The 24,106-nt window shown below is 62.8% G+C and carries 25 protein-coding genes; 8 read left to right on the top strand and 17 right to left on the bottom strand.

All coding sequences use genetic code 11. From position 1 onward, the window contains the following. Positions 1–20: 20 nt before the first annotated feature. Positions 21–1,790: a transcription termination factor Rho gene (gene rho, locus AC1DMY_RS00220; RefSeq protein WP_477163052.1), complete on the top strand. Its 1,770-nt coding sequence runs from the start codon at positions 21–23 to the stop codon at positions 1,788–1,790. A 116-nt stretch (positions 1,791–1,906) separates the two neighbouring features. Here rho and AC1DMY_RS00215 read toward each other — a convergent pair whose 3' ends face one another. Next, the gene (locus AC1DMY_RS00215; RefSeq protein ID WP_477163051.1) at positions 1,907–2,167 is read right to left on the bottom strand and encodes a GlsB/YeaQ/YmgE family stress response membrane protein; all 261 of its coding nucleotides are present in this window, start codon (positions 2,165–2,167) and stop codon (positions 1,907–1,909) included. A 610-nt stretch (positions 2,168–2,777) separates the two neighbouring features. On the opposite strand from AC1DMY_RS00215, the gene AC1DMY_RS00210 reads away from it, so the two are divergent. Further along, positions 2,778–3,554, top strand: coding sequence for a hypothetical protein (locus AC1DMY_RS00210; protein WP_477163050.1), 777 nt, complete (start codon positions 2,778–2,780; stop codon positions 3,552–3,554). Between the two features lie 88 nt (positions 3,555–3,642). Here AC1DMY_RS00210 and AC1DMY_RS00205 read toward each other — a convergent pair whose 3' ends face one another. The 4 genes from AC1DMY_RS00205 to AC1DMY_RS00190 all read right to left on the bottom strand — a co-directional run bounded on the left by AC1DMY_RS00205 (position 3,643) and on the right by AC1DMY_RS00190 (position 7,032). After that, a complete protein-coding gene (locus tag AC1DMY_RS00205) occupies positions 3,643–4,260 on the bottom strand; it encodes an OmpA family protein (RefSeq protein ID WP_477163049.1) in 618 nt (205 codons plus the stop codon). Between the two features lie 250 nt (positions 4,261–4,510). Next, complete coding sequence (locus tag AC1DMY_RS00200; RefSeq protein WP_477163048.1) at positions 4,511–4,759, bottom strand: hypothetical protein; 249 nt, start codon at positions 4,757–4,759, stop codon at positions 4,511–4,513. A gap of 88 nt (positions 4,760–4,847) precedes the next feature. Further along, a complete protein-coding gene (locus tag AC1DMY_RS00195) occupies positions 4,848–6,503 on the bottom strand; it encodes a methyl-accepting chemotaxis protein (RefSeq protein WP_477163047.1) in 1,656 nt (551 codons plus the stop codon). A 133-nt stretch (positions 6,504–6,636) separates the two neighbouring features. Next, entirely contained in the window at positions 6,637–7,032 is a 396-nt protein-coding gene (locus tag AC1DMY_RS00190) for a GFA family protein (RefSeq protein WP_477163046.1), read from the bottom strand. 127 nt (positions 7,033–7,159) lie between these two features. Here AC1DMY_RS00190 and AC1DMY_RS00185 point away from each other — a divergent pair, with 127 nt between their 5' ends. Next, positions 7,160–8,002 (top strand): endonuclease/exonuclease/phosphatase family protein, encoded by an 843-nt coding sequence (locus AC1DMY_RS00185; RefSeq protein ID WP_477163045.1) that lies wholly within the window; start codon positions 7,160–7,162, stop codon positions 8,000–8,002. A gap of 619 nt (positions 8,003–8,621) precedes the next feature. Here the strand turns inward: AC1DMY_RS00185 and rsgA are convergent. From rsgA to AC1DMY_RS00160, 5 genes are all read right to left on the bottom strand, one after another. Further along, positions 8,622–9,680 (bottom strand): ribosome small subunit-dependent GTPase A, encoded by a 1,059-nt coding sequence (rsgA, locus tag AC1DMY_RS00180; protein ID WP_477163044.1) that lies wholly within the window; start codon positions 9,678–9,680, stop codon positions 8,622–8,624. Between the two features lie 260 nt (positions 9,681–9,940). After that, positions 9,941–10,375, bottom strand: a complete 435-nt coding sequence (locus tag AC1DMY_RS00175; protein ID WP_477163043.1) for a hypothetical protein — start codon at positions 10,373–10,375, stop codon at positions 9,941–9,943. Positions 10,376–10,401: 26 nt separating this feature from the next. Continuing rightward, positions 10,402–10,920: a PH domain-containing protein gene (locus tag AC1DMY_RS00170; RefSeq protein WP_441605016.1), complete on the bottom strand. Its 519-nt coding sequence runs from the start codon at positions 10,918–10,920 to the stop codon at positions 10,402–10,404. Positions 10,921–11,005: 85 nt separating this feature from the next. After that, entirely contained in the window at positions 11,006–11,359 is a 354-nt protein-coding gene (locus AC1DMY_RS00165; RefSeq protein ID WP_477163042.1) for a YciI family protein, read from the bottom strand. Between the two features lie 49 nt (positions 11,360–11,408). Further along, positions 11,409–12,053 carry a glutathione S-transferase family protein gene (locus AC1DMY_RS00160; protein WP_477163041.1) on the bottom strand — a complete coding sequence of 215 codons (645 nt, stop codon included), beginning with the start codon at positions 12,051–12,053 and terminating at the stop codon, positions 11,409–11,411. 112 nt (positions 12,054–12,165) lie between these two features. On the opposite strand from AC1DMY_RS00160, the gene AC1DMY_RS00155 reads away from it, so the two are divergent. Continuing rightward, a complete protein-coding gene (locus tag AC1DMY_RS00155; protein WP_477163040.1) occupies positions 12,166–12,753 on the top strand; it encodes a TetR/AcrR family transcriptional regulator in 588 nt (195 codons plus the stop codon). On the opposite strand, the gene AC1DMY_RS00150 is transcribed toward AC1DMY_RS00155, so the two are convergent. Next, positions 12,740–13,183 (bottom strand): hypothetical protein, encoded by a 444-nt coding sequence (locus AC1DMY_RS00150; protein ID WP_477163039.1) that lies wholly within the window; start codon positions 13,181–13,183, stop codon positions 12,740–12,742. The two genes, AC1DMY_RS00155 and AC1DMY_RS00150, sit on opposite strands and share 14 nt — an antisense overlap. 221 nt (positions 13,184–13,404) lie before the next feature. Continuing rightward, positions 13,405–13,935, bottom strand: coding sequence for a DUF6630 family protein (locus AC1DMY_RS00145; RefSeq protein ID WP_477163038.1), 531 nt, complete (start codon positions 13,933–13,935; stop codon positions 13,405–13,407). Between the two features lie 132 nt (positions 13,936–14,067). On the opposite strand from AC1DMY_RS00145, the gene AC1DMY_RS00140 reads away from it, so the two are divergent. After that, positions 14,068–14,775 (top strand): hypothetical protein, encoded by a 708-nt coding sequence (locus AC1DMY_RS00140; protein ID WP_477163037.1) that lies wholly within the window; start codon positions 14,068–14,070, stop codon positions 14,773–14,775. A 220-nt stretch (positions 14,776–14,995) separates the two neighbouring features. Continuing rightward, on the top strand, positions 14,996–15,841 hold the full coding sequence (locus tag AC1DMY_RS00135) for a hypothetical protein (RefSeq protein ID WP_477163036.1): 846 nt from the start codon (positions 14,996–14,998) through the stop codon (positions 15,839–15,841). Positions 15,842–16,234: 393 nt separating this feature from the next. Here AC1DMY_RS00135 and AC1DMY_RS00130 read toward each other — a convergent pair whose 3' ends face one another. From AC1DMY_RS00130 to AC1DMY_RS00110, 5 genes are all read right to left on the bottom strand, one after another. Next, positions 16,235–16,522, bottom strand: a complete 288-nt coding sequence (locus AC1DMY_RS00130) for a DUF2845 domain-containing protein (protein ID WP_477163035.1) — start codon at positions 16,520–16,522, stop codon at positions 16,235–16,237. Between the two features lie 97 nt (positions 16,523–16,619). After that, complete coding sequence (locus tag AC1DMY_RS00125) at positions 16,620–16,970, bottom strand: hypothetical protein (RefSeq protein ID WP_477163034.1); 351 nt, start codon at positions 16,968–16,970, stop codon at positions 16,620–16,622. 167 nt (positions 16,971–17,137) lie between these two features. Then, on the bottom strand, positions 17,138–17,884 hold the full coding sequence (locus AC1DMY_RS00120) for a TSCPD domain-containing protein (protein WP_477163033.1): 747 nt from the start codon (positions 17,882–17,884) through the stop codon (positions 17,138–17,140). Between the two features lie 197 nt (positions 17,885–18,081). Continuing rightward, a complete protein-coding gene (locus AC1DMY_RS00115; RefSeq protein WP_199728188.1) occupies positions 18,082–18,678 on the bottom strand; it encodes a histidine biosynthesis protein HisIE in 597 nt (198 codons plus the stop codon). A 115-nt stretch (positions 18,679–18,793) separates the two neighbouring features. Continuing rightward, positions 18,794–20,938: an adenosylcobalamin-dependent ribonucleoside-diphosphate reductase gene (locus AC1DMY_RS00110; RefSeq protein WP_477163032.1), complete on the bottom strand. Its 2,145-nt coding sequence runs from the start codon at positions 20,936–20,938 to the stop codon at positions 18,794–18,796. Positions 20,939–21,285: 347 nt separating this feature from the next. Here AC1DMY_RS00110 and AC1DMY_RS00105 point away from each other — a divergent pair, with 347 nt between their 5' ends. Beyond that, a complete protein-coding gene (locus AC1DMY_RS00105; RefSeq protein WP_477163031.1) occupies positions 21,286–22,656 on the top strand; it encodes a Do family serine endopeptidase in 1,371 nt (456 codons plus the stop codon). Positions 22,657–22,914: 258 nt separating this feature from the next. Further along, positions 22,915–24,099: a substrate-binding domain-containing protein gene (locus AC1DMY_RS00100; RefSeq protein WP_477163030.1), complete on the top strand. Its 1,185-nt coding sequence runs from the start codon at positions 22,915–22,917 to the stop codon at positions 24,097–24,099. Positions 24,100–24,106 lie beyond the last annotated feature (7 nt).

Raw genomic sequence — 24,106 nt, 5'->3', positions numbered from 1 at the left:
CGCCCCGCAGAGGTTTGCCCGTGTCCGATATCGAAAGCAAAGATTCCAACGACGCCAAGAGCGCCGACGCCAAGCCTGTGGCCGAACCTCGTCCGCGTGCACCGCGCAAGTCCGCTGCCGCTGCTGCTGCCCAAAAGGCGGAGAAGCAGGCCCAGCTGGACATGCCGCCGCTGCCGCCGATCGAGCGAGCCGCACCGCCAGCCGTCGAAGCCTATGCCCCGCCGGCTCCCGCACCCGCCGCCGATTCGGCGCCGAGCGACGGCAATGGCCAGCGCCAGCCGCAGGAAGCCCGCGAGGGCGGCCAGCAGCAAGGTGGTCAGCAGCAGGGTGGCAACCCGAATTTCAACAACCGCAATGACCGCAACGACCGTGACGGTCGTGGCCGTCGCCGCCGGCACGAGCGCAACCAACCGCGCGGCCCCGGCGGCCAGGGCGGTGGTGGTGGTGGTGGTGGTCAGCAGCATGCGCGCAACAACAATGGCCTGCCGGTGGACGACGAGTACGCCGATGCGGGCAGCAACGACCGCCTGATCAACCTGACCGAGCTCAAGCGCAAGAATGCGCTGCAGCTGCTGGAATTCGCCGAGTCGCTCGGCGTGCAGGAAGGCGTGGCGCGTGCTCGCAAGCAGGACGTGGTGTTCAACATCCTCAAGGCGCACGCCCGCTCCGGCGGCGGCATCTGGGCCGAGGGTGTGCTGGAAATCCTGCAGGACGGCTTCGGCTTCCTGCGCTCGGCCGACGAGTCCTACCTGGCCGGCCCGGACGACATCTATGTGTCGCCCAGCCAGATCCGCCGCTTCAACCTGCGCACCGGCGACTACATCACCGGTCGCGTGCGTCATCCGAAGGAAGGCGAGCGTTACTTCGCCATGCTCAAGGTCGACGACATCAACGGCGATCCGCCGGAGGCGTCGAAGAACAAGATGCTGTTCGAGAACCTCACCCCGCTGTTCCCGCGCAAGGCTTTCAAGCTTGAGCGCGGCAACGGTTCCAGTGAGGACATCACCGGCCGCATCCTGGACCTGGTCGCGCCGATCGGCCGCGGCCAGCGTGGCCTGATCGTCTCGCAGCCCAAGTCCGGTAAAACGATGATGCTGCAGAACATCGCGCAGGCCATCACGTACAACCATCCCGACGCGCACCTGATCATGCTGTTGATCGACGAGCGTCCGGAAGAAGTGACGGAAATCGCCCGCACTGTGCGTGCCGAAGTGATCTCCTCCACCTTCGACGAGCCGGCCGTGCGCCACGTGCAGGTGGCCGAAATGGTGATCGAGCGCGCCAAGCGCCTGGTCGAGCACAAGAAGGACGTGGTGATCCTGCTCGACTCGATCACGCGTCTCGCCCGTGCCTACAACACCGTGGTGCCCAGCTCCGGCAAGGTGCTCACCGGTGGTGTGGACGCCAACGCCCTGCAGCGTCCCAAGCGCTTCTTCGGCGCCGCGCGCAACGTGGAAGAAGGCGGCAGCCTGACCATCATCGCCACCGCGCTGACCGACACCGGCAGCAAGATGGACGAGGTGATCTACGAAGAGTTCAAGGGCACCGGCAACATGGAAGTGCACCTGAGCCGCCGCATCTCCGAGAAGCGCGTGTACCCGGCCATCGACATCAACCGCTCCGGCACCCGCCGCGAGGACCTGCTGATCGAACCGGACATGCTTTCCAAGATCTGGATCCTGCGCAAGCTGCTGCATCCGATGGACGAGCTGGCCGCGATGGAGTTCATGCTCGACAAGATGAAGAACACCAAGTCCAACGACGAGTTCTTCAATTCGATGAAGCGTTGATCGCTCGTCGATAGCTCTACGCAAAGGCCGCCTTCGGGCGGCCTTTGTCGTTTACGGGCGTGGAGAATGCACGCATACCGTATGGCGAACTTCGCCGCATCCAGCGCACGGCGCCGTCAACGCATCCACTGTTTGAATACACGCAGCATCAAGAGCAGGGCGACGGCCCCCAAGATGGCGGTCACCACCGACGCGATGTACCCATCGCCCACGCTGATGCCGGCGAGCCGGGCGAGCCAGCCGCCAAGGCATCCGCCCAGCACGCCGATCAGGATGTCGATGAACAAACCGTATCCATCGCCCTTCACCAGGACGCTCGCGAGACAGCCGGCCAACGCACCGAGGATGATCCACACCAGCAGACTGTATTCCGCCATAGACCGGCCTCTCCGATACATGAAACCAACGCAGCGATGGAAGCGCTACACCAGTGGGTGACGTTGCTGCGCGCCGAGGTTGCACAGCAACGAGGCTTGCGTCCGCTGGGGCAAGCCTCGTGCGGCGATCCACGAATAGATCCCGACAAACCGGCCAGGCGTGACGGTTTGTCGCCGGCGTACTCACCGACACATGTCATCCATGGCATGCGCAACGCCCTCACGCGATCGGCGCCGCGGTCGCGGCAAACCATTCGGGTAACCGCGGCCTAGGCTGTTTGACCTATTTTCGCGCCACGCAGACGCGCCAACATGAACCGGCCGCCCGGCGTTACCCAAGCAGATGCAACGTGATGTAGAGCCGGCTCCAGCCGCTGCACGCGATGCCCGAATCTGCTGGGCCACATTGCGGAGCCGGCCAACGATGTGTTCTTGCCCGACGTCAGCTGGAGCCTGCTCCAAGGCACGCGTGGCTCATCTCCTCCCCCGCGTCACTCCCCTTCCCCATGGATGTCCCGCGCGCGCATCGCCATGCCGCCATGACATGGCCGTGCCGTCTATCGATTGATCGTCCCAACACCCACCGGGGATTTCCCCACAGGAGCACGCGATGAAGCACACCACGCTCGGGCTGGCACTGACGCTGCTGTTTTCATGCACCACGGCCGCGCTCGCTGCCGACAACGCAAAAACCCTGGTCGTGCGCGACTACACCGACACGGTGGCGCCGGCTGATCAGGAAGCCTACGAGGCCGGCATCAAGGCCTTCAACCAGTGCCTCGGCCAGCACGGTTTCAAATACAACTGGGGCGCCTGGGTGCATGAAACAGGCGATACGTACTCCTACTCCTATGTCACCGACCCGCTGCCGTGGTCCGCGTTCGACGCGATGCGCACGGCGGGCAAGGCGTGCGACGGCGCCATCCGTACAGGCGTCAATCCGCATCTGAAGAGCGAGATCAGCGCCTTCATGGAGATACATCCGGAACTGAGTCACATGGCCAATGGGCAGACCATCAACCAGCCCTATATCGAAGTGATCAGCTTCAAGTTGAAGCAGGGACACGAGGCGCGCGAAGCCTTCCTCGACGTGGTGAAAAAGATCACCGCGGCGGCAGAGAAATCGAAGTGGCCGAACTACTATGCCATGGGCGAAATTCGCGACGCCGGCGGCGACGCTCCCGACTTCCAGGTGCTGATTCCCGCCAAGTCCTGGGAGGAAATCGGCAAGGAACCCGCGACGCCGCTGTGGGCCATGGTCGAGAGCGTCTACGGCAAGCCCGAGGCACAGGCCATGCGCAAGTCGTTCAACGATGCCTTGCAGGAACAGAACTCGCATGTCGACAGCTACAACACCGACTTGAGCTACAAAGCGCCCGGCAAATAAGCAGCCTGACGTCCAATCGGCAAAAACAAAGGCCGCTCAAGGGCGGCCTTTGTTGTGTTGGCGTGCGCGAAACGCACAGGCGCGTGGCTTAGCTGCTCCCCGTACCCGCCGTGCTTCCCGCATCCCCCGCGCTGCCTGCAAAGTCCGTCACCAACGACACGCGACGATTGGGCATGCCCTGGTCGCCTGTCGCGCCCTTCACCACCTGGCGGTTTTTCGCCTTGCCGTAGCTCACCGCACGCACCTGGTCGGCATTGAGACCGCCGGTCTGTACAAGGTAGTCGCGCACGGCTTGCGCGCGCTTGAGCGCCAGCTGCTGGTTGTAGCCGGCAGAACCAGCGGGGTCGGCGAAGCCTTCGGCGGTAATCACCGCGTTGGCGTGGTGATCGCGCATCACCTTCGCAAAGTCGTCGAGCCGTTGCTTGTCCTCGTCGCGCAACGTGCTCTGATTGGTATCGAAGTGCGCAATGGTATCCACGCTGATGCGGCCTGCCATGGCCGTGATCTGGGTGTCGTATTGCGCAAACTTGGTATGCATCTCCTGCGTGATCGCATCGATCTCCTGCTGTTGCTTCTGATCGTTGCTGCGCAGTTCTGCCACGGTGGCATCAAAGTCGGTTTTCTTGACATAGCCGGTGCAGCCGCAAAGCGCGACCACGAACAGTCCGACCAGGCCACGACCGATACGAGCGCTGGTACTTGCCATGGGGTTCTCCTCTCGTTAGCGGTGCGCAAACACTCGCCGCGTTGACGGCGAGCGCATTCGCCTAAGGAGTATGCACGGCAGGCGTCAAGCTGACGCCAATGCGCGAAATCACCGGTTTGGACGTCTATTCACAGAACCGGGGCGCGCTAAGACCGCAGCCAGGTCTTTCATGGCCGCAGTCCATCTCACCATGCGCCAAAAATCCAAAACACCGCGTGAATACGGGCGCCAGAATGGGCGCCCACGGGGCTCAGGACCGCCCTGCCGCCTTGCGGAAGCGGCGCTCCTGCACGATCCACATGCCCAGGCCGTAGCCGGCGCCCGCCAGCGCGCCCCACAGCAGGGCGGACTCCGCAACCGTCAAACGCGGGTGCGGGATCACGAACGTCATGATCAGAAACATGGGGAGGCCATAGGACAGCACCCCATTCAAGAGCACATAGCGCAGCCGTCCCTGCGCACGGATCCTGGCCCAACGATCGAATTCCCTGGTTTGCATGCGTGCCCCCGAAAGCCTCGCTCTGAAAGTAGAACGATGCTTGGAACGCGCGAGCGATCCATGGGTTGAATCCCTTGATCAGATCCGTTCAGAACTCGGTCCACCGCTGGTCGGCTGTGGCAAGGGCCGGCGCCGGGCTTGGGGACCGCGAAAGCGTCGTTGCCCCTGCCCCCGCTGACCCAGACAGGCGTGCCAACGGCTCCCGTGGGGCCCCACCTTGCAGCGTGAAGTAAGCCACCTGATGCATCAGCACCTGGGACAGGTCCAGCGTGTTGCGGCTGGCCGCGCTGGCCTCCTCCACCAGGGCGGCGTTCTGCTGGGTGACCTCGTCCAGAGCGAGCACGGCGTTGTTCACCTGCGCGATGCCGGCTGCCTGCTCTTCCGAAGCCGCGGCGATCACCTCGACGATCGTGCTCACCTCGCGCACGTCGCTCGCGATGTCATTCAGCGCGTTGCCTGTGTGCTGTACCAGCCGGGCGCCCTGGGCGACCTTGTCGGTGACATCCTGGATCAGCGACTTGATGTTCTTTGCCGCGGCACCGCTGCGCTGCGCGAGTGTACGTACTTCCGTGGCGACCACCGCGAAGCCACGCCCCTGCTCACCCGCGCGCGCCGCCTCTACCGCCGCGTTGAGCGCCAGCAGGTTGGTCTGGAATGCGATCTCGTCGATCAGCACCACGATTTCGCCCACTTGCTTGCTCACCTGCGTAATGGCGTTCATCGCATCCACGGCAGCACCTGCGATCTCGCGCCCCTCATTCGCACGCTGGCGCATGCGCGTGGCCATGTCGCGCGCATGCCTCGCACCTTCGGCGTTCTGCTTGACCGTGCTCGACAGTTCTTCCATGGAAGCGGCGGTTTCTTCCAGCGAGCTCGCCTGCTCCTGCGTACGCTGCGACAGATCGTCGTTGCCCTGCGACAGGTCGCGCGCGGCGGACGTCACCTGCTCGGCCACATCGCGCACTTGCGTGACGATGCTGGCGAGCTGGCGGTCCATCGCGTCGAGCGAGCGTAGCGTGTCGCTGAATTCATCGCCGCCCGCGATCACCGTGGCGTTATTGAGCTTGCCTTGCTCAATCGCACTGGCCAGCTTGCGAGCCTGCTCGAGTGGGCGTGTGACTGCGCGTATCAGCGCGATGGCCGCAGTAGCCAGCAAAGCCAGGGCGATCACCAGCACGGCCAGCGCCAGCTGCCAGGTCTTAGTGAAGCTTGCCGCAGCGGCCTGCTTGGAGCCAGCCGCCTGCTTCGCGTTGATGGTCCGCAGGCGATCAATGAGTGCCGTGGCGCGGCCCATGGCGTCGGCTACCTTGGCCAGATGCAGCTGGCGTGCCTCGTCGCTCTTGCCCGCGTCGAGCAACTCGGCCTCGCGACTGACCTCGGGACCGACTTGCGCCATCAAGCTGGCGAACTCCCTGGCTACCGTAGCCTCCTCGCCGCTCGAGACCATGGCTGGGTAATAGCTTTTCCAAGCACCCGCCAGGCGCTCGCGACCGAGCTTGATACGCGTGGCCGCGTCGCGACGCGCGGGACCGATCAGCGATTGGTTGAGCGCCTGGCGATCATCCACGATCGCCGCGCGCATGGCACTGACCGTGACGATCGCCAGCACGTTGTTCTGATACATGTCGTCAACCATGGCATGTGTCTTGCGCACACCAACCAGGCCAACCACGCCGACGACGATCGCGAGCACTAGAGCAAGGCCCATGGTCGCAATGATTCTCAAACGAATGGTGACACGCATGCTGCCGACTCCCCGATGGATGACTCACCCTGTAGGGGAGATCGGCGCAGCAAGCGCCATCCTTGATGGGAGCTTTGTTGCGCGGATGGGTAGGCATTTGCCGACTCAGCGCGCTGCGGATTTCAGGCTAGCGTCACGCCATGTGTTCGACACCGTCCGGCAGCGTGACCCACGGATGCATGCATTCCTCGAACACCGAGATGGTGGGCGCAGGAAATTCGGGATTGGAAAACGCGCCCACCGGTACGCCGACCAGGCCCTCGACGGAGTCCAGGCGGTAGTACACGGTGGCGCCGCATTGCGGGCAGAAGTAGAACGTGGCCGAACCGCCCGTTTCACCATGCCGCACATACGCTGTCGCGTTGCCGCGTATCACCACGGCGCTTTCACGAAAACGCGCCTGCACGCCGAACACGCTGCCGGTGCGCCGCTGGCAGGCGTTGCAGTGGCAGATCGAGACACGCAGGGGCTCTTCGGTGGCCCGGAGCATCAGCTGGCGGCAACTGCAGGTGGCAACGCGCTGTAGCATGGCGGGCTCTTTGCGGGCGCAAGAATATCCAAATGGACGCGCGCACTATACGCGGACCGGTGAGTCCGGGCTGCCCTGCCAACGAAGGCTCATGCTACGGTCGGCACACTACCCGCGGAGCCCCTCCATGTCCCCGTCCCGTGCCTGGCTAGTTGCCACTTTCGCCATCCTGTCCACCATCGCCAGCCTGCCGCTCGCCGCGCAAAGCCTGCGCGTGATGAGCTTCAACGTGCGTGTACCGGTGGCGGCCGACGGCCCCAACCGATGGGAGGCGCGACGCGACCTGATGGTAAGCACCATCCGCGAGCAACACCCGGATGTGCTCGGCACGCAGGAATTGCATCAGGAACAGGGCGACTACATCGTTTCCAAACTGCCCGAATACACCTGGTTCGGCATCGACCGCCACGGCGGCCACAGCGACGAGCACATGGGTGTGTTCTATCGCAAGGACAGGCTCGTGCTGAAGGACTCGGGAAACTTCTGGTTATCGGATACGCCCGATGTACCCGGCAGCATCACCTGGGGACACCCATATCCGCGCATGGTGACGTGGGCTTTGTTCGAGGACAAAGCCACGCATCGCAACTTCTACTACTACAACACCCACCTGCCCTATCAGGAGCAGGATGAACCGGCACGCGTCAAAGGCGCCAAGGAAATCCTTGGCCGTCTGGCCGCGCTACCGGCGAATGCGCCCTTCATTCTGACCGGCGATCTCAACACCGACGCCAGCAGCCCTACGTATGCGTTGCTGACCAAGGCGTTGGTAGACACGCGCGCTGTCGCCGCCAAAGTCGAAGGGCCTGAGAAGACCTTTCATAACTTCACCGGCAATCCGACAGAACGTATCGATTTCATCCTTGCGCGGGGATTCAAGCCGACACGTTTTGCGACCCTGACCATGCAAAAGGATGGTCGCTATCCGTCGGATCATTTTCCGGTGGTGGCGGATTTGAGCTGGAAATAGCTTCGAGCCAGCCGGTGGCTCGCACCTTGTGGGAGGACACCCTGTGCCCGACTGCGGTGCGCCGCAGGTGGCTTGTCGCGCACAGGGTGCGCTCCCACACGGGGATCGTCAGGCCGATGGATGATTTCCTTCCGATCGTTTCCGGTGACCTGCGGCGGAGCTACTCCCAAGCCACCAGTCTGAGAAGTCCTTGTGGGAGGGCACCCTGTGCCCGACTGCGGTGCGCCATAGGTGGCTTGTCGCGCACAGGGTGCGCTCCCACAAGGGATCGTCCGGCCGATGGATGATTTCCTTCCGATCGTTTCCGGTGACCTGCGGCGAAACCACCCCCAAGCCACCCAGTCTGAGAAGTCCTTATGGGAGGGCACCCTGTGCCCGACTGCGGTGTGCCATAGGTGGCTTGTCGCGCACAGGGTGCGCTCCCACAAGGGGATCGTCCGGCCGATGGATGATTTCCTTCCGATCGTTTCCGGTGACCTGCGGCGGAAGCAGCCCCAAACACCCAGTCTGAGAAGTCCTTGTGGGAGGGCACCCTGTGCCCGACTGCGGTGCGCCGCAGGTGGCCTGTCGCGCACAGGGTGCGCTCCCACATAAGACCGGTGAACGCCGAGGCGATCCATCACCGCCCCAACCTCTCCCGCTTCGCCTTCATCACTTGCTTGGCCATCGCGCCAAACTGACGCCCCTGCTCGCGCTGCTCGCGCAAGGTCTGCTTGGCGCGCATCGCCTCGCGCTGCAGCTTGCGATAGTTGGCGACACGTCGCGGGTCCAGCGTGCCTTCGGCGATTGACGCTTCGATCGCACATCCCGCGTCGCCATCGTGATGGCAATCACCAAAGCGACACTGCGAGGCAAGCGCCGCGATGTCTTCGAACACCGCATCCAATTTCGGATGCGCGGTGGCAAGACGCAACTCGCGCATGCCGGGCGTATCGATGACCCAAGCAGCGGATGCGGTCGGGAACATTTCCCGCGCCGTAGTGGTATGACGGCCGCGGGCATCGTCTTCGCGTATGCCGGATGTGCGTTGCGATGCCTCGCCGATCACCCGGTTGGTGAGCGTAGATTTGCCCACGCCGGACGAACCAACAAACGCCACCGTCTTGCCCGACGCCAACCACGGTGCCAGTTGCGACACCGAGGCATCGTCCAGGGCATTCACCGCAACGACGGTCACACCAGGCATCAACTGCTCCGCTTCAGTCACGTAGCCAGCCACACCTTCGCCGATATCCGCCTTGGTCAGCACGATCACCGGCGTCACGCCCGCATTGAGCGCGAGCGTGAGATAGCGCTCCAGACGCGACGGGTTGAAGTCGTCATTGCACGAAGACACCACGAACAGCACATCGAGATTGGCAGCGATCGACTGGCGCTGGTGATCGCCACCGGCGGCGATACGCTCGATCAGCGACTGGCGATCCAGCACCCGCACCACGCGATCCACGTCTTGCGCGAGCCATACCCAATCACCTACCGCTACGCCGGCATCGCTTTCTGCGAGATGGTGCGGCAGCACCACGGACGCTTGCCCACGCGAAGACAACACCGTCAGCCCGCTGCGATGGACCGCCAGTACACGCGCGGGATAACCGGCCTCGAAATCGGCCAAGGTCAAGGATTGTGCGTACTCAGCACGCCAGCCGAGCTGGAGCAGCGAAAACGTCTGTAAAGACATGGAAACACCCTGGAGACAAGGAAAACGACGGCCACGCGAGAGGGGCCGAACGAAGTGCCGGGGTGCGAAACGAGGAATGAAGCGCATGCCAGCCGAGGGCTGGCGGAAACATCAGAAGCGCGTCGACCCGGCAGAGGCTGCAGCGACAACATTCATTGTTATTTCCTCCTAAGGCTGGGTTGACGGGAGGCGCAGAGTAGCCACGCTACGCATGGCTTGCAAGTATTTAATTCGTTAGGTGTTACACATCCGAAACGCAGCTAGTCTCCGAAAGCCGCCTTGTAGGCCGCCTTGTCGACGATCAACGCGTGGCGCGCACGCTCCTCGGTGAGGCGGCGCCATGTCCACGTGTACTCCATGGGTCCGCGACCGCTCTCACGCTCTCCCTGCACGATCGCCAGCAAGTAGGCATTGTGCGGACCGCGGCAAATCCAGGACGCGTTACAACCGTACTTCTCACGAATGGTGCGCGAGCGATAAAGCACGGTGAGCTTGCCGGCAGGCACTTTCTCCTCGTCGATGGGAATCATCTGTTCGGCAAAGGATGCTTCCATGCCATCGTCCAGTCCCCGCGAGGGCAGGTAGTAACCGGCCACGGGCATCGCGATTGCGAACAGCGCGAAAAAAAAGATGGCCCACGCGTCGCCCATATCCGCCAGCTCCCTGCCTGCATTGTCGGTCGTATCGGAGGGCAAGCAGCGCCTGCCCGCCCGTTCCGTCTTTACATCTGCTCCACCGGCAACACCCGGCGCCGCGAGCGCTCGCGCAGCGAACAGTCGCGCAGCGTATCGGCCATCGCTTCCAGATCCGGGATGCCATACAAGTACACGGACGTCATGCCCGCATCGGACGAATGCAGGTGCACCGTGCTATAGCCGAGCATGCGCTGCCCCAGCGGCTTGTGCAGGTCGATATGGTCCACGCGGAACAATTCCAGGTTGTCCTGCATCTTGGAAAACAACCCGCGCTCGATGCGAACGCGCTGGGTGGTGATGGTGAAGCGCGTGGAGAGACTGCGGATCCAGTACACCAGCAAGGCGATGCCGAGGGTGATGACGATCAGCACGTACTGCCCCGCCGAATACACCACGGCTGGATGCCCTTCGAAAAGCGTCCGCTCCGTCGTTGCCTCGCGCGCCGCCACATAGGCATCGATATCCGTACCGCAGAACCGGCACTTGTGCGCCGTGGCCATGATCATCTCGCCACAGGCCGGACACGGCTTACGCTGCTCGTCCATCTCACACCCCACTGGTTAGTCCCGTGGGGATTATGCGGCCTGCGGCTGCCAACTGGCTGAGCGAACGGACAACCCCCGTCCTGGCTTAGCCTGGCAGCGGCAGGCACTCCATGATTTCCACCGAATCGCCCGGGAAGATCGAAAAATGCGGGTGGCCCTCGAACAGCTTGGCTGCCGCCTCTTGCGATTCGGCTCGCACCACGGTGTATCCCGTCATCTGATTACGGATGCTTTCGGTGCCGGCCCTGGATACACGCAATGTTTTGCCGAGCGGCGCGCCGACGTCGACGATGGCGTCCTTATGCGCCTGCACCCAGCCGCCCCAGGCCTGGATGCCCTGCTGCGTCCGCGTTTGCCGCTCCGCTTCGTTGAGCTCGTCCCAGCCCGATGCCTTGTGTGCCGCTTCCGAGCCGATATAGACCGCGAGAAACTGTTTCATGGTTGCCTCCTGTGTGATGGACGGATGGTGCCAAGATCGCGTTTCAGTACTACGCCAATGCGCCTACTTTCTTCGCGGCTGAGACGGGCCACGGATCGGCCCAGGCTGGCAAGCGCATCAGGCCATCGAGCCAGCGCACCACGCTCGGATAATCACCGAGCGGCATTTGCGAATGCCGCCACTCGCAGGCCATCGAAGCGAGCTGGAAGTCGGCGATGGTGAGGCGATTGCAGGCGACAAATTCGCGGCCCTCCAGGTGCTGGTCCAACACGGCGGCGAACCTCTTCAGCTCGGGAATCACCGCCGCGATCTCCGTCTCGTCTGGCTCGCCGATATGGAACGTCGCCTTCACCACATGCTCGAAATAGAACGGCGCCACCGCACTCGCCCAATGCTGGTCGTTCCACGAGAGCCAGCGCAGCACCTCCACCTGTTCGGCGGGCTCGTGCGCCGGCCACATGTCCGAGCCATGCTTGATGCACAGATACGCCATGATCGCGGACGACTCCCACAACACCGTATCGCCATCGACCAGGGTGGGCACCTTGCGATTGGGATTGAGGGCCGTATAAGCCGGCGTCTTCAGCCCGCCGCCCATCAGGTCGAGCTCGATGCACTGCGCCTCGATGCCCAGATGCTTGATGAGCGCCAGCACGCGGCGTGGCGCCTGGGCCTTGATCCAGTAGATCTCCATGCCTTCCTCCGCTGCTTGGTTGCCTAACCGGCGCCCACCTTACCCCGCCGCAAAATATGTTAAAGAACACAATTTGAGCGCCTGCTATACCTGTCCCACGGAGGTTGCAGCCATGCCTTACAGTCCCGAACACAAGGTGCAGACGCGGGCACGCGTGGTCGAATCCGCGCGGCGCCTGTTCAATCGCCACGGCTTCGAACAGGTCACCATTGATCAGGTGATGGCCTCCGCCGGACTTACCCGCGGCGCTTTCTATCACCATTTCGAGAGCAAGGACGAACTCTACGCCGCCGCCGTCGCCAGCTTCACCACCTGCAATCCGTTCGCCGTGAAAACGGCGCAATCGGCGGAAGCTCTCGACGATCCGAAGCAGATGGCGCGGATGTTGATCGATCTCTATCTGAGCGACGAAGTGCTGGAAAACATCGACATGCACTGCCCGCTCTATGCGCTGCCTTCCGACGTGGCGCGCGCCGGACTGGAGCCGCAGCAGGCTTATACCGATCTGATCCGCGGCATGCGGCACATCTATCGCGTGGCGCTCAACGGCGTGCGCGATGCAGACCGGCGCGCCGACGCCATGGTCTCGCTTTGCGTAGGCGGCATGGTGTTGGCGCGCACTACCAATGATCCGCAGTTGCGCACGTCGCTGCGTGCATCGGCGCGGCATCAGGCGCTGGCGTTGCTCAAGACTGAGTAGCGTCGGCGCCGCTGTCCTTGGGCACGTTCGCGTCGATCCAGTGGATGATGAACTCATCGAGCGCTACCCGCTCAGGGACCTCGATACCTGCCTCGCGCACGAACGCGGCCGCCGCCTTGATCAGCGACTGGCGCGAAAGACTGCTGGCCTGGCGCGCAGCCGCCTGCTTCTGGCGCAATTGCACGATATGCGGCGAGGGTTTCCCCGGCTTGGCGTACTTCTGATAGCGGCGCAATTCGTCGGCGGCCAGCGTGGTATCGAATGCCGCCTGCAGCGTGGCCTTGCGACCCTGAAGGAGTGCAATCAGCGCGCCCGTGAGGTCATCAGCATCGCCTTGCTTCGGCAGCACGCGAGCGAGCGCGGCGGAGCCGCCGGCTCCCTGCAGGTCTGCAAGGAAAGCGGCGTACGGGAAAGGGGCGGACGGGGTCATGGGGATGGCCGGATGCAGATGGCCTCGCACGATACGCGCTTGCGGCGTGAACTGCGACGGAGGCGGGCGTACAGGGTGAGGCACGTCAGTCGCGCACAGGGTGCGCTCCCACAATATCTCATGTTGGGGCTGCCGATCCGTTGTGGGAGCGCACCCTGTGCGCGACGCTCTCCGTCACGACTCAACCACCCCACCAGGAATACCGCGCGAGCAAACCGCCCTCAACCGATCTCGTTACCGCGATGCAAGTGAATCCCCAACTCCGGCGCCAACTCCCGCATCGGCTCAATATCCCGACTCAACGACATCCACCCTGCCACGCTGTCATCGTCCGTATCGCGCACCCATAGCGTGTAACCATGCGGCGCGAGATTGTCGTAAGCGACGCCAAGCAGATCCGCAGTGTCGATATCGGCATGGAACTCGTCCTCATCCGTATCGCCATCCCAATCGATGGTCAGATTCCAGCGTGCGGCCAATTCTTCAATCGCCTGCACCAGCGCCCGCGTGTCGCCTTCATCCACATGGAACGTGGCCCGCCAATCCGCCACCTGCCCCACCACCTGCGCCACGTCGATCTCATCCTCCGCCAACTCAGCCACCGCTTCGCGATACCCCGCGAACTGCTGGAACGCCGCGTCGTCATCGCCGGGATTGATCAACAGGAGAAATTGCCAGACGCGCGCGTCGAGCGAGTCGTCGTCATCGTCGAAGGGCTGGGTGGTGTCGAAATCGTCGTCGGAGGAGTTCATGGCGGTGCCTTCCAAGGTCAGGAGGGCATCATCTCACTCAACCAGGCTGCCGAGAACTGGCAGACGTAAGCCTTTTGGTAGCTCCACGACATGCAGGACGTGGCATATGCTTCAGGGACCAGAGGGGGAGCTATGGATTCGGCGACGCTGACTTTTTCTGCTTTGAACGAGCGCATTGACGCGTTGCCTGGCCACGAGAGCCTGGCAACTGCTCCGAAAAAACGTGAACTTTGGGGTTACGTTATTGGATTCGGCGCCTGGTTCATTGGCCTAGTCGCCGCCAAGGTGCTTCCAAGTACCATGACGACGGTCGTCTTCACTGCGAGCATGCTGGTCGTCGAAGTCGTCGCACTGGCTATGGCGCTTCTCCCTCGACGACCTTGGCGATTTCCCACCTTCGCTTCGGAGCGGCGCGACTTTGCGGAGCAACTGGACTTTGACCAGGGCCACCATGAGGAGCTTGTTGAGTGGCTAGGCACGTTCCCCAAAGAGCGGCTAGAGGCCATGGCGAAGTACGCAGCACAGCGTCACGAGCGACTGAAGGACAAGTACCCGCTCATTGCTGGCGGACTTGAGAAGCTAGGCGCCCTTCCGGTCTTAGCAGCACTCTACCTGCAGTTCAAAGACCTCCAATGGCCACCTCACCCGACTTGGCTAGAACTCGTTCTCGGTTCTGCCCTGATCTCGCTCTACTGGGGCAGCTTGCTGCTCGCGAGTGTGCGCTTTCGTGCTCAATTGCTTAGCGTGTTGCTGACCCAAGCAGCAGAGGCCGCGAGCACAGCCAATCAACCTGATTCGGTGGCCGAATACTCATCGATGAGTGAGCTAGCTATCGTCTAGCGAAATCTCTTCCTACCTCCGCTGCGCGCCCAGAGCTCACCTTCCGAGAAACGCACTCCGTTTCTTGAGAATGACCCAGACAACTTTCGGCATGTCTTCTCGGCGGTGGACGCGCCTCAACGTACTTACAACTTAGGACCTATCGTTCCCCTCCAACACCGGGTGCTAGCGTTGCGCGCCACACCAGCGCACCGCATTCCCACTTGATTGGAGACGGGGCATGACGACCCTTTACGCTTGGGCCACGCCGGCTTTCTCGAGCGACTCGCCGGTCGACCACACGTTTGTCACTGATTACGACAACCGGATCGATCCGTACAAAAGCATCAAGGCTGTAGAAAAAGCCCAGGCGAACTATTGGTATTGCTGGGGCGATTTTCACAGCGAGGGCGAGAGCTCAGAGCAACCCCAGGGATATCTCGGCAGCGCCAGCGGCGACTTTGCGTTGGCGCAGTGCCTGTGCCTTCCCAACAAAGAGTCGGACAGCATCCCTCCGCATACCCGACCCAATGCCTGCGGCACGATTTACTACTACGGCCTGGACGGGGTCTGCCATCAGCTTGCCAATCAGGTGCTATGGGCCACGGGTGGCACGAGCACGACGCCGTTGACGGTGGCGTTGGCGCGGGGCTACCGTGCCAGCAGCTTTATCTATGGGACGTACGGCATCCTGCATCACGACTGGAACGCCAATATCTCGCGCTGCGCGGTTGTCCCACCTCCTCCCTCGTCTCCAAGCGCGGTCACCACCATGGACGCCAACGACGACTTCGCCATCCACGCCCAGCGGGCGCTGTCCGCGCTCAATGCGTCGGACAAGCTCGCGCCCCTGCTGGCGTTGCGCGACAGCGTGCGGGAGGAGCAGCTGGCCCAGCGGGATGCCGTTCTCAAAGGAGCGGTCATGCCGTCGGCGGAAGCCCTGAATGCGCGCAACCAGGCCTATTTCCAGCGCGCGGCAGCGTTGCTGACCAGCGCGGAGTTCGAGGCCGTATTCGGGTTCGCACCCAATCGGACGATCGATTTGGTCGATCCGACGATTGCGCGCCAGCCGGCGGGCAAGGCATAACGGGATAAGGGCTCGCGGAAGACATTCGAATGGTTTTGATGCGCGAAGAAACGTACCGTCGCGTACGTTTCAACTGCGCGGAGCCCTCGATTGCGCTGCGACCTACAGCGAATCTTCTGAAAGTGCACGCCGATCGATATTTCGTTCGATATGCGTCGTGTTTTTACGACTTACTAAGACTCTTCTGATGGTGGCGCAACAATCGGTCGCTTAATCTGGAACTGCTCCCGAGTTGGCAGGACAACCCGGCCAAGCATGCGACCGCCCTACTGGCGGAGCACCAACGGCCCGTCGAGCGACGGGACTGGCTGGACTGATGGGCGGTCGCGTTTGCGCCGCCCATTTCCTTTTTTGGTGCCGGCTCAAGCCCTGCGTTGCCAGCTTACCGGGCAATCAATCGTGAACCGCCTCAAAGCTCACGACCCGGCCGCCCACCACGGTGATGACGATCGTCCTTCCGTCTTGCGGGTACTGCCATTCCTCGCCGACCGCCAGCTGGTTGCCTGGCATGGCCCCTCCCTGCCATTGCTTGAATGCGCGCACCCGCGGCTCGCCCATCAACTCAAGCACCCGCGCAGCGCTGTCGCCGACGGACAGCACTTTGTTGCCGACGCGGAGTGATGTCCCGGCGTGAACGGCAGCACTCATAAGTAGCATCAGAAAAATCAGATAACGACGCATAAGATCCTCCGCGGAAGCGAACGGCACTCAGACCCCTAGTTTTATTTCTGCGACTTGAACGCCCTGGCGTCACGCACGGGCCAAACCACCTTGTCGGTCACTGCAGCCCCAGCTTCTCCAGCTCCTTGCGCAACGCCCGCTCGCCTTCGTCGCCGGGTCCCCACCCCACGAGCTTGCCCACCTGTCTCCCGTCCCTGAAGAAGTAGAAGGTCGGCGTTGACCACGTGTCGATGGTCGCCCAATCACTTTGCCGATAGATGTAGTTCATGCGGGCCACCGGATGCGTTGCGTTCCAGGACGCGACGCTGCGAGGTCGCATGCGACCGTCCTGGGGCATCAGCCAATGGGCGTGGCTGGCGAAAATGGCGCTCAGACGGGAATCGGCTTCGATAGCCGCCGCCGCATCGCGGGAGAAGTGGCACTGCGGGTGACCAATTGACGTAATCATCGTCTTCTCCCTGACGCTCTAGATCGGCCATGGACATCGGGTACCACTGGCAGCGCTGAAATCTCGCCCGAATATTCCCGGCCATTTGAGTCGGACCGCTAAAAGTAAAAAGGGCGGCATTGCTGCCGCCCTCTTCGTCTATTACGGCAATTAGCAGCCAAACTTTACTAACCGCACTTGCTATACCCACAATTCAAACAAGTCTGGCACCCATCCATCAGCACCAGCGCCTGCGTATTGCACTTGGCGCAAAGGGTGGCGCCCGGCGGGAAGCCGGTGGAGGATTCGGTGGCAGCCGTTTCAGTGGTGGCAGCGGCAGCCTTCTTGCCGTTCGTCACCGCCTCATAGGCGGCGCGCTTCTCGGCGACCAGCTTGCGGGTGGATTCGTCCATTTCCGGGTCGTGGATCAGGCCGATCATCTTCATGTGCTGCTCGATGACCGCGCCGATCTCGGCGACGATGGAGGGCATGTAGACGCCGCCGGCCTTGAAGTAGCCGCCGCGGGGGTCGAAGACGGCCTTCATTTCTTCGACCAGGAAGGTGACGTCGCCGCCTTTGCGGAACACGGCGGAGAGGATGCGGGTGAGCGCCACGATCCACTGGAAGTGGTCCATGTTCTTCGAGTTGATGAAGATCTCGAAGGGGCGGCGCTGTTCGTACGGGGTGCCGACGTTGAGCACGATGTCGTTGATGGTGACGTACAACGCGTGCTCGAACAGCGGCGATTTGATCTTGTAGGTGGAGCCGACCAGCGTCTCGGGACGCTCCAGGCTCTCGTGCATCTGGATGATTTCCGCCTTGGGCGTTTCCTTGGAAGCTGCCGGTGCAACGGCGGGCGCAGCGGCGGACGCGGCCTTGTCCTCGGGCTTTACGACGTTGTAGCCCTTGATCTTCTTTTCGATCTTGATCGCCATGGTGTGTTCTTCCGACGGTTTTGGCGGCGCGGCGGTTCGTGGTGCTACAGACCGGCGTCTTGGAGGTGGTCGCGTTTTTTCGCGCTGGAGGCGCTGGATTCCAGCTTTCGCTGGAATGACGAGCTAAAAAACAATGACGAGCTTTTTAGAACGATCCGGCCCGGCGTGTTCAACGCCGGGCCGGGTCGCGTTACGGCTTACTTACGGCGTGCGGCTTTCTTGGCGACCTTGCGGACGGCCTTCTTCACGCTCGCCTTCTTGCTGGCAGTGGACCTCTTGACCGCCTTGGCGGCCTTCTTACCGGCGACCTTGCGGACCGCCTTCTTAACGGCGGCCTTCTTGGCCGTCTTTTTGATGACCTTCTTGACGGCCTTCTTGGCAGCGGACTTGCGCACTGCCTTCTTCACGGCCTTCTTGGCGACCTTCTTGGCGGCTGCCTTCTTGACCGCCTTCTTGGCGACCTTCTTGGCAGCTGCCTTCTTCACAGCCTTCTTGGCGACCTTCTTGACGGCTGCCTTCTTGACGGCCTTCTTCACGGTCTTCTTGGCAGCTGCCTTTTTGACGGCCTTCTTGACTGCCTTCTTGGCGGTCTTCTTGCCGGCAGCCTTCTTCACAGCCTTCTTTGCAGCAGCCTTCTTGGCCGGAGCAGCCTTCTTGGCCGCGGCCACCTTCTTCTTGGCGCGAGCCTTCTTGGGCTTGGCTGCCGGGGTCACTTCGACCACGGGAACCTCGACCGGCGCGTCTACGACCTGGGCGGTTACTTCTTTCACATCAAACTCGGTATCGATGGACATGCGTGTTATCCCCTCCGACGTGGATTCTGGACTTTATGTTGAGCCTTGCCGCAAGGTATTTACGGTATTGCTCTTGGCAGTGGGCTGACACCCGAGATCAGGTATCGCGGATAGTTTAGAACTTTCCGTAATACCCTTCCTTCAAGGCATCGAACAGGTTGGCGGCGGTATGCATTTCGCCGTCGTATTCCACTTCTTCGTTGCCTTTCAGTTCGACAACACTACCGTCCTCCAATTCGAAGCGGTAGAGGGTGCTCTCAAGGTCGGCTTCTTTAACCAGCACACCCTGGAACGCCGCGGGGTTGAAACGGAACGTGGTGCATCCCTTCAAACCCTGCTTATACGCGTAAAAATAGATGTCTTTGAAATCTTCGTACGGGTAGTCGGTGGGGACGTTCGCCGTCTTGGAGATGGACGAATCCACCCACAGCTGCGCCGCCGCCTGGATGTCGACATGCTCCTTGGGCGAGATGTCGTCGGCCGAAACGAAGTACTCGGGCAGCTTGGACTTGGCGTCTTCCGAGTAGGGCAAGGCATCGGCGTTGATCAGCGCGCGGTAGGCCAGCAGCTCGTAGCTGAAGACTTCGACCTTCTCTTTGGTCTTGCGGCCTTCGCGGATCACGTTGCGCGAATAGTGGTGCGCAAAGCTCGGCTCGATGCCGTTGCTGGCGTTGTTGGCCAGCGACAGGGAGATGGTGCCGGTGGGCGCGATCGAGCTGTGGTGGGTGAAGCGCGCGCCGGTTTCGGCGAGCTCGGCCACCAGGTTGGGCGCCACGCTGGCGATGCGCTGCATGTAGCGGCTGTACTTGGCGTGCAGCACGCGACCCGGGATGGAGTCGCCGACCTTGTAGCCGTCGGTGGCCATTTCCGGACGCTTGCGCAGCATCTCGCCGGTGACGGTGTAGTCACGGGTGAGCACGGGCGCGGGGCCCTTTTCCTTGGCCAGGTCCAGTGCCACTTCCCAGCCGGCGACGGCCATCTCGCGGGAGACTTCTTCGGTGAAGGCCACCGACTCGGAGGTGCCGTAGCGCATCTTGAGCATGGTGAGCGTGGTGCCAAGGCCGAGGAAGCCCATGCCGTGGCGACGCTTGGAGAGGATCTCGTGGCGCTGCTGTTCCAGCGGCAGGCCGTTGATCTCCACCACGTTGTCGAGCATGCGGGTGAAGATCTTCACCACTTCGCGGTATTCGTCCCAGTCGAAGCGGGCCTTGGGGCCGAACGGGTCGCGCACGAAGGTGGTGAGGTTCACCGAGCCCAGCAGGCACGAGCCGTACGGCGGCAGCGGCTGCTCGCCGCAGGGGTTGGTGGCGCGGATGTGCTCGCACCACCAGTTGTTGTTCATCTCGTTGACCTTGTCGATCAGGATGAAACCCGGCTCGGCAAAGTCATAGGTGGACACCATGATCATGTCCCACAGGTGGCGCGCACGAATGTGCCCGTACACCTTGCAGGCCACCAGGCCATCGTCGCGGCCCACATAGTTCTCGTGGGTGGGCCACTCGCGCCACACGATCTTCTCGGCGTCGGTGAGGTCGACTTCGTCCTTTTCCTTGACGTGCACCGGGAAGACGAGCGGCCAGTCGTGATCGTGCTCCACCGCCTGCATGAAGCCGTCGGTGATCAGCAGCGAGAGGTTGAACTGGCGCAGGCGACCGTCTTCGCGCTTGGCGCGGATGAATTCCTTCACGTCCGGATGGCTGACGTCGAACGTGCCCATCTGCGCGCCACGACGGCCACCGGCCGAGGAGACGGTGAAGCACATCTTGTCGTAGATATCCATGAAGGACAGCGGGCCGGAGGTGTACGCACCGGCGCCCGACACGTACGCGCCGCGCGGACGCAGCGTGGAAAACTCGTAGCCGATGCCGCAGCCGGCCTTCAGCGTGAGACCGGCCTCGTGCACCTTCTCCAGGATGTCGTCCATGGAGTCGCGGATAGTGCCGGACACGGTGCAGTTGATGGTGGACGTGGCGGGCTTGTGTTCCAGCGCGCCGGCGTTGGAGGTGATGCGGCCGGCGGGGATCGCGCCACGGCGCAGCGCCCACAGGAAGCGCTCGAACCAGTGTTCGCGCAGCTCCGGGGTGGCTTCCACATCGGACAGGGCGCGGGCGACGCGCTGGTAGGTTTCGTCCACGCTGCCATCGACCGGCGCGCCGGACTTCGCCTTCAGGCGGTACTTCTTGTCCCAGATATCGTAGGACGCAGGCTGCAGCGGAATGACGGTATCGCGGGTTACGGCTGGTGCACGCGCGGTGCTCATCGGCTTCCTGACCTCTCGGTTTGGCCTCACGGCCCCGTATTGGTGTTGTTCTATTCGGCTAAGCCGCTCGTATCGAGTCGCGCCTGAAAAGCAAAAGCCGCGCTTGGCGCCCGATCCTTGCGTTCCCTGCCCGACCCTTCGGCAACTCCCCCCTGAGAGTGCCCTGTGACACCAGCTCTTGGGTTTAGGCCCGGCCTGGTCACACAAGATGTTGTGGTCGCGAACGAGGGAAAGTTACTGCTGCCCTTTCGCCTTGTAAAGTAAATTCGTCAATACCAAACGGTGGAACCGCCGACGCCGCGCCGAGTCGAATGACCAACGATTCGACCCACGCACAAGGAGTCCCCATGTTTCTTCGTTTCGTCCGCCGACTGGCCGCCGCGGTTTTGGTATTGATTGCCGCGACACCCTTCGCCAGTCACGCCGCGCTTCCCGTGTCGATCGATGGACAACCGCTGCCTTCGCTGGCGCCGATGCTGGAGAAGGTGACGCCGGCCGTAGTGAACATTTCCACCAAGACGCGGGTGCAGGTGCGCGATCCGTACTTCGACGATCCGCTGTTCCGGCAGTTCTTCGGCCTGCAGGGTTCGCCGCGTTCGCGGGTGGAGCAGAGCCTGGGTTCGGGCGTGATCGTGGATGCGGCCAAGGGCTACATCCTCACCAACAACCATGTGGTGGGCGGCGCCGACGACATCACGGTGACGCTGCAGGACGGCCGCGACTTCAAGGGCAAGCTGGTGGGCACCGATCCGGATACCGACGTGGCCGTGGTGCAGATCCAGGGCACGAATCTGCAGGCGCTGCCGATGGCCGATTCCGCGCAGCTGCGCGTGGGCGACTTCGTGGTGGCGGTGGGTGATCCGTTCGGGCTCGGGCAGACGGTGACCTCGGGCATCGTGTCGGCGCTGGGCCGTTCGGGCCTGGGCGGCACGGGCTATCAGAACTTCATCCAGACCGATGCCTCGATCAACCCAGGCAACTCCGGTGGCGCGCTGGTGAATCTGCGCGGCGAACTGGTCGGCATTAACACCATGATCTTCTCGCCGTCGGGCGGCAACGTGGGCATTGGCTTTGCCATTCCCACCAATCTCAGCACGGAGGTGATGAAGCAGCTGATTGCCCACGGTAAGGTCAATCGCGGCAATCTGGGCGTGGAGACGCAGGACATCACCCCGCGTATCGCCAAGGTGCTGGGGCTCAAGGACAGCAACGGCGCGGTGGTCACGCGCGTCAACTCGGGCTCGGCGGCAGACAGTGCGGATATCCAGGTGGGCGACGTCATCACAGCGCTCGACGGCAAGCCGCTGCGCAACGCGCAGGACCTGCGAAATGCCGAAGGCCTGCTGCCGCTGGGCAGCACGGTGACGCTGGCGGTGCAGCGCAATGGCGCCGCGCGCAACGTCAGCGCCAAGCTGGTTCCCGAGAAGCTCGCCACGGTGGATGGCGCCAAACTCGATGCGCGATTGGCCGGCGTGACCTTCAGCGAGCTTCCGCAGAACCTGCGCTCGCAGGGCTTGGGTGGTGTGGCCGTGAGCGGCGTGCGTGCAGGCAGTCGCGCGGCGCAGGCGGGTTTGCAGGCGAACGACATGGTGATCGGCATCGGCAACCTGCGCATTCCCGACCTGCGCACGTTGCAGCAGCTCGCCGGTGTGAATCCTCGCCAGCTGGTGCTGGTGGTGTCTGGCGACGATGGCGTGCGCTACGTGGATATCCGCTGATGTCATTCCCGCCGCGACAAGGCGGCTCATGTCGCAACCGAGCTGCGACAGGCCGCTTTGTCGTGACATGCGGGAACGGGGGATAAACGCGGCTTGCGATGCGTGTCCGTCGTCGCGTTTTTTCACGATGCAAGGGCATGAATTCGCTTGCGGTTTGCGTGCAGGCTGGCTGAAATAGCCGAGTTACACCTTTCTTGCACGCACGCCCAGCTAAGGCGGCCTGCGAACCATCATCATCATTCGAGGTTCCCCACCGCCATGTCATCACGCATTTCCCGCCTGCTCATCGTTGCGCTGCTTACCGCATGCGCAGCCACCGGCGCTCTCGCCGCTGGCAAAACCACCAAGTCGACCAAGAAGCCCACCACCCCGCCGCCGCCGGCACTCGTGTGGCGCGGCGACTACGCCACCGCCCGTGGCGTGGTGGAAGACGTGAGCAAGGCCTGGGAAAAGAGCGGCAAGGGCCGCATCGAGATCCAGCCGTTCAACACCGCCTCGGGCCTGGACGCCGTGGCGCACGGCCTGGCCGACATCGCCGGCAGCGCGCGCAACAGCGCCGGCGGCACCGAGACCGACCTGGTGTTCACGCCGGTCGCATTCGACGCGCTGGTGATGATCACGCATCCGTCCAACGGCACCGGCAACCTCACCGTCAAGCAGCTGCACGACATCTACTTCGGCAAGATCACCAACTGGAAGGACGTCGGCGGCAAGGACGCGCCGATCAACCTGTATGCCGTGGCCAGCCCGGGTGACGGCGTGGAATACAGCCTGCGTCGCCTGATCTTCGGTCGCGGCAACCAGCCGGTCGCCGCACCGCGTCTGTACGTCAACACGGCCAAGCTGGAAGAAGCGGTTACGCTCGATCCGAACGCGCTGGGCGTGACCACCCTGTCGGGCGTGGCCAGCAACAGCAAGGTGAAGATGGTCAGCGTGGACGGCGTGCGTCCTAGCGTGGCCACCGTCACCGATGGCAGCTACGTGCTGTACACCCCGCTGTACCTCGTCACCAACAAGGAAAGCCCGAAGGCCGCGCAGATCACCGCCTTCATGGAATTCCTGCACACCGACGAAGTGCGTTCGCTGGCCCGCGCCCATCAGCTAGTGCCGTACACCGATGCACCGCAGCTGGCCCAGAACGACAAGGCCCGCCGCGAGAAGCTGCTCGCCGAGAACGGCATCAAGATGGACGTGGTCGCCGATCCGATCCCGACGGCAACGCCGGTTTCCATGCCGACCGCACCGACGGCTGCTGCCGAAGCGACCCCGTCGGCTGAAAAGGCTGGCGCTGCTTCCGGCCAGACCTACACCGTGGCCAAGGGCGACACGCTCGGCGTCATCGCCAAGAAGTACTCGGTGTCGACGGCGCAGCTGAAGCAGTGGAACAACCTGTCCAGCGACAACGTGAAGATCGACCAGGTGCTGAAGGTCAGCGGCAACTGATCGCAAC

The sequence above is a fragment of the Dyella sp. 01L423 genome, from assembly GCF_056399945.1.
This window is presented reverse-complemented; position numbering and strand designations above follow the sequence as displayed.

Coding starts and splice junctions, on each gene's coding strand:
- AC1DMY_RS00200 (WP_477163048.1), bottom strand. CDS start 4,759: ATGCAAACCAGGGAATTCGATCGTTGGGCCAGGATCCGTGCGCAGGGA.
- AC1DMY_RS00140 (WP_477163037.1), top strand. CDS start 14,068: ATGGATTCGGCGACGCTGACTTTTTCTGCTTTGAACGAGCGCATTGAC.
- AC1DMY_RS00165 (WP_477163042.1), bottom strand. CDS start 11,359: ATGAAACAGTTTCTCGCGGTCTATATCGGCTCGGAAGCGGCACACAAG.
- AC1DMY_RS00105 (WP_477163031.1), top strand. CDS start 21,286: ATGTTTCTTCGTTTCGTCCGCCGACTGGCCGCCGCGGTTTTGGTATTG.
- AC1DMY_RS00210 (WP_477163050.1), top strand. CDS start 2,778: ATGAAGCACACCACGCTCGGGCTGGCACTGACGCTGCTGTTTTCATGC.
- AC1DMY_RS00185 (WP_477163045.1), top strand. CDS start 7,160: ATGTCCCCGTCCCGTGCCTGGCTAGTTGCCACTTTCGCCATCCTGTCC.
- AC1DMY_RS00195 (WP_477163047.1), bottom strand. CDS start 6,503: ATGCGTGTCACCATTCGTTTGAGAATCATTGCGACCATGGGCCTTGCT.
- rsgA (WP_477163044.1), bottom strand. CDS start 9,680: ATGTCTTTACAGACGTTTTCGCTGCTCCAGCTCGGCTGGCGTGCTGAG.
- AC1DMY_RS00160 (WP_477163041.1), bottom strand. CDS start 12,053: ATGGAGATCTACTGGATCAAGGCCCAGGCGCCACGCCGCGTGCTGGCG.
- AC1DMY_RS00205 (WP_477163049.1), bottom strand. CDS start 4,260: ATGGCAAGTACCAGCGCTCGTATCGGTCGTGGCCTGGTCGGACTGTTC.
- AC1DMY_RS00135 (WP_477163036.1), top strand. CDS start 14,996: ATGACGACCCTTTACGCTTGGGCCACGCCGGCTTTCTCGAGCGACTCG.
- AC1DMY_RS00150 (WP_477163039.1), bottom strand. CDS start 13,183: ATGACCCCGTCCGCCCCTTTCCCGTACGCCGCTTTCCTTGCAGACCTG.
- AC1DMY_RS00190 (WP_477163046.1), bottom strand. CDS start 7,032: ATGCTACAGCGCGTTGCCACCTGCAGTTGCCGCCAGCTGATGCTCCGG.
- AC1DMY_RS00130 (WP_477163035.1), bottom strand. CDS start 16,522: ATGCGTCGTTATCTGATTTTTCTGATGCTACTTATGAGTGCTGCCGTT.
- AC1DMY_RS00155 (WP_477163040.1), top strand. CDS start 12,166: ATGCCTTACAGTCCCGAACACAAGGTGCAGACGCGGGCACGCGTGGTC.
- AC1DMY_RS00100 (WP_477163030.1), top strand. CDS start 22,915: ATGTCATCACGCATTTCCCGCCTGCTCATCGTTGCGCTGCTTACCGCA.
- AC1DMY_RS00120 (WP_477163033.1), bottom strand. CDS start 17,884: ATGGCGATCAAGATCGAAAAGAAGATCAAGGGCTACAACGTCGTAAAG.
- AC1DMY_RS00215 (WP_477163051.1), bottom strand. CDS start 2,167: ATGGCGGAATACAGTCTGCTGGTGTGGATCATCCTCGGTGCGTTGGCC.
- AC1DMY_RS00110 (WP_477163032.1), bottom strand. CDS start 20,938: ATGAGCACCGCGCGTGCACCAGCCGTAACCCGCGATACCGTCATTCCG.
- AC1DMY_RS00125 (WP_477163034.1), bottom strand. CDS start 16,970: ATGATTACGTCAATTGGTCACCCGCAGTGCCACTTCTCCCGCGATGCG.
- AC1DMY_RS00170 (WP_441605016.1), bottom strand. CDS start 10,920: ATGGACGAGCAGCGTAAGCCGTGTCCGGCCTGTGGCGAGATGATCATG.
- AC1DMY_RS00115 (WP_199728188.1), bottom strand. CDS start 18,678: ATGTCCATCGATACCGAGTTTGATGTGAAAGAAGTAACCGCCCAGGTC.
- AC1DMY_RS00145 (WP_477163038.1), bottom strand. CDS start 13,935: ATGAACTCCTCCGACGACGATTTCGACACCACCCAGCCCTTCGACGAT.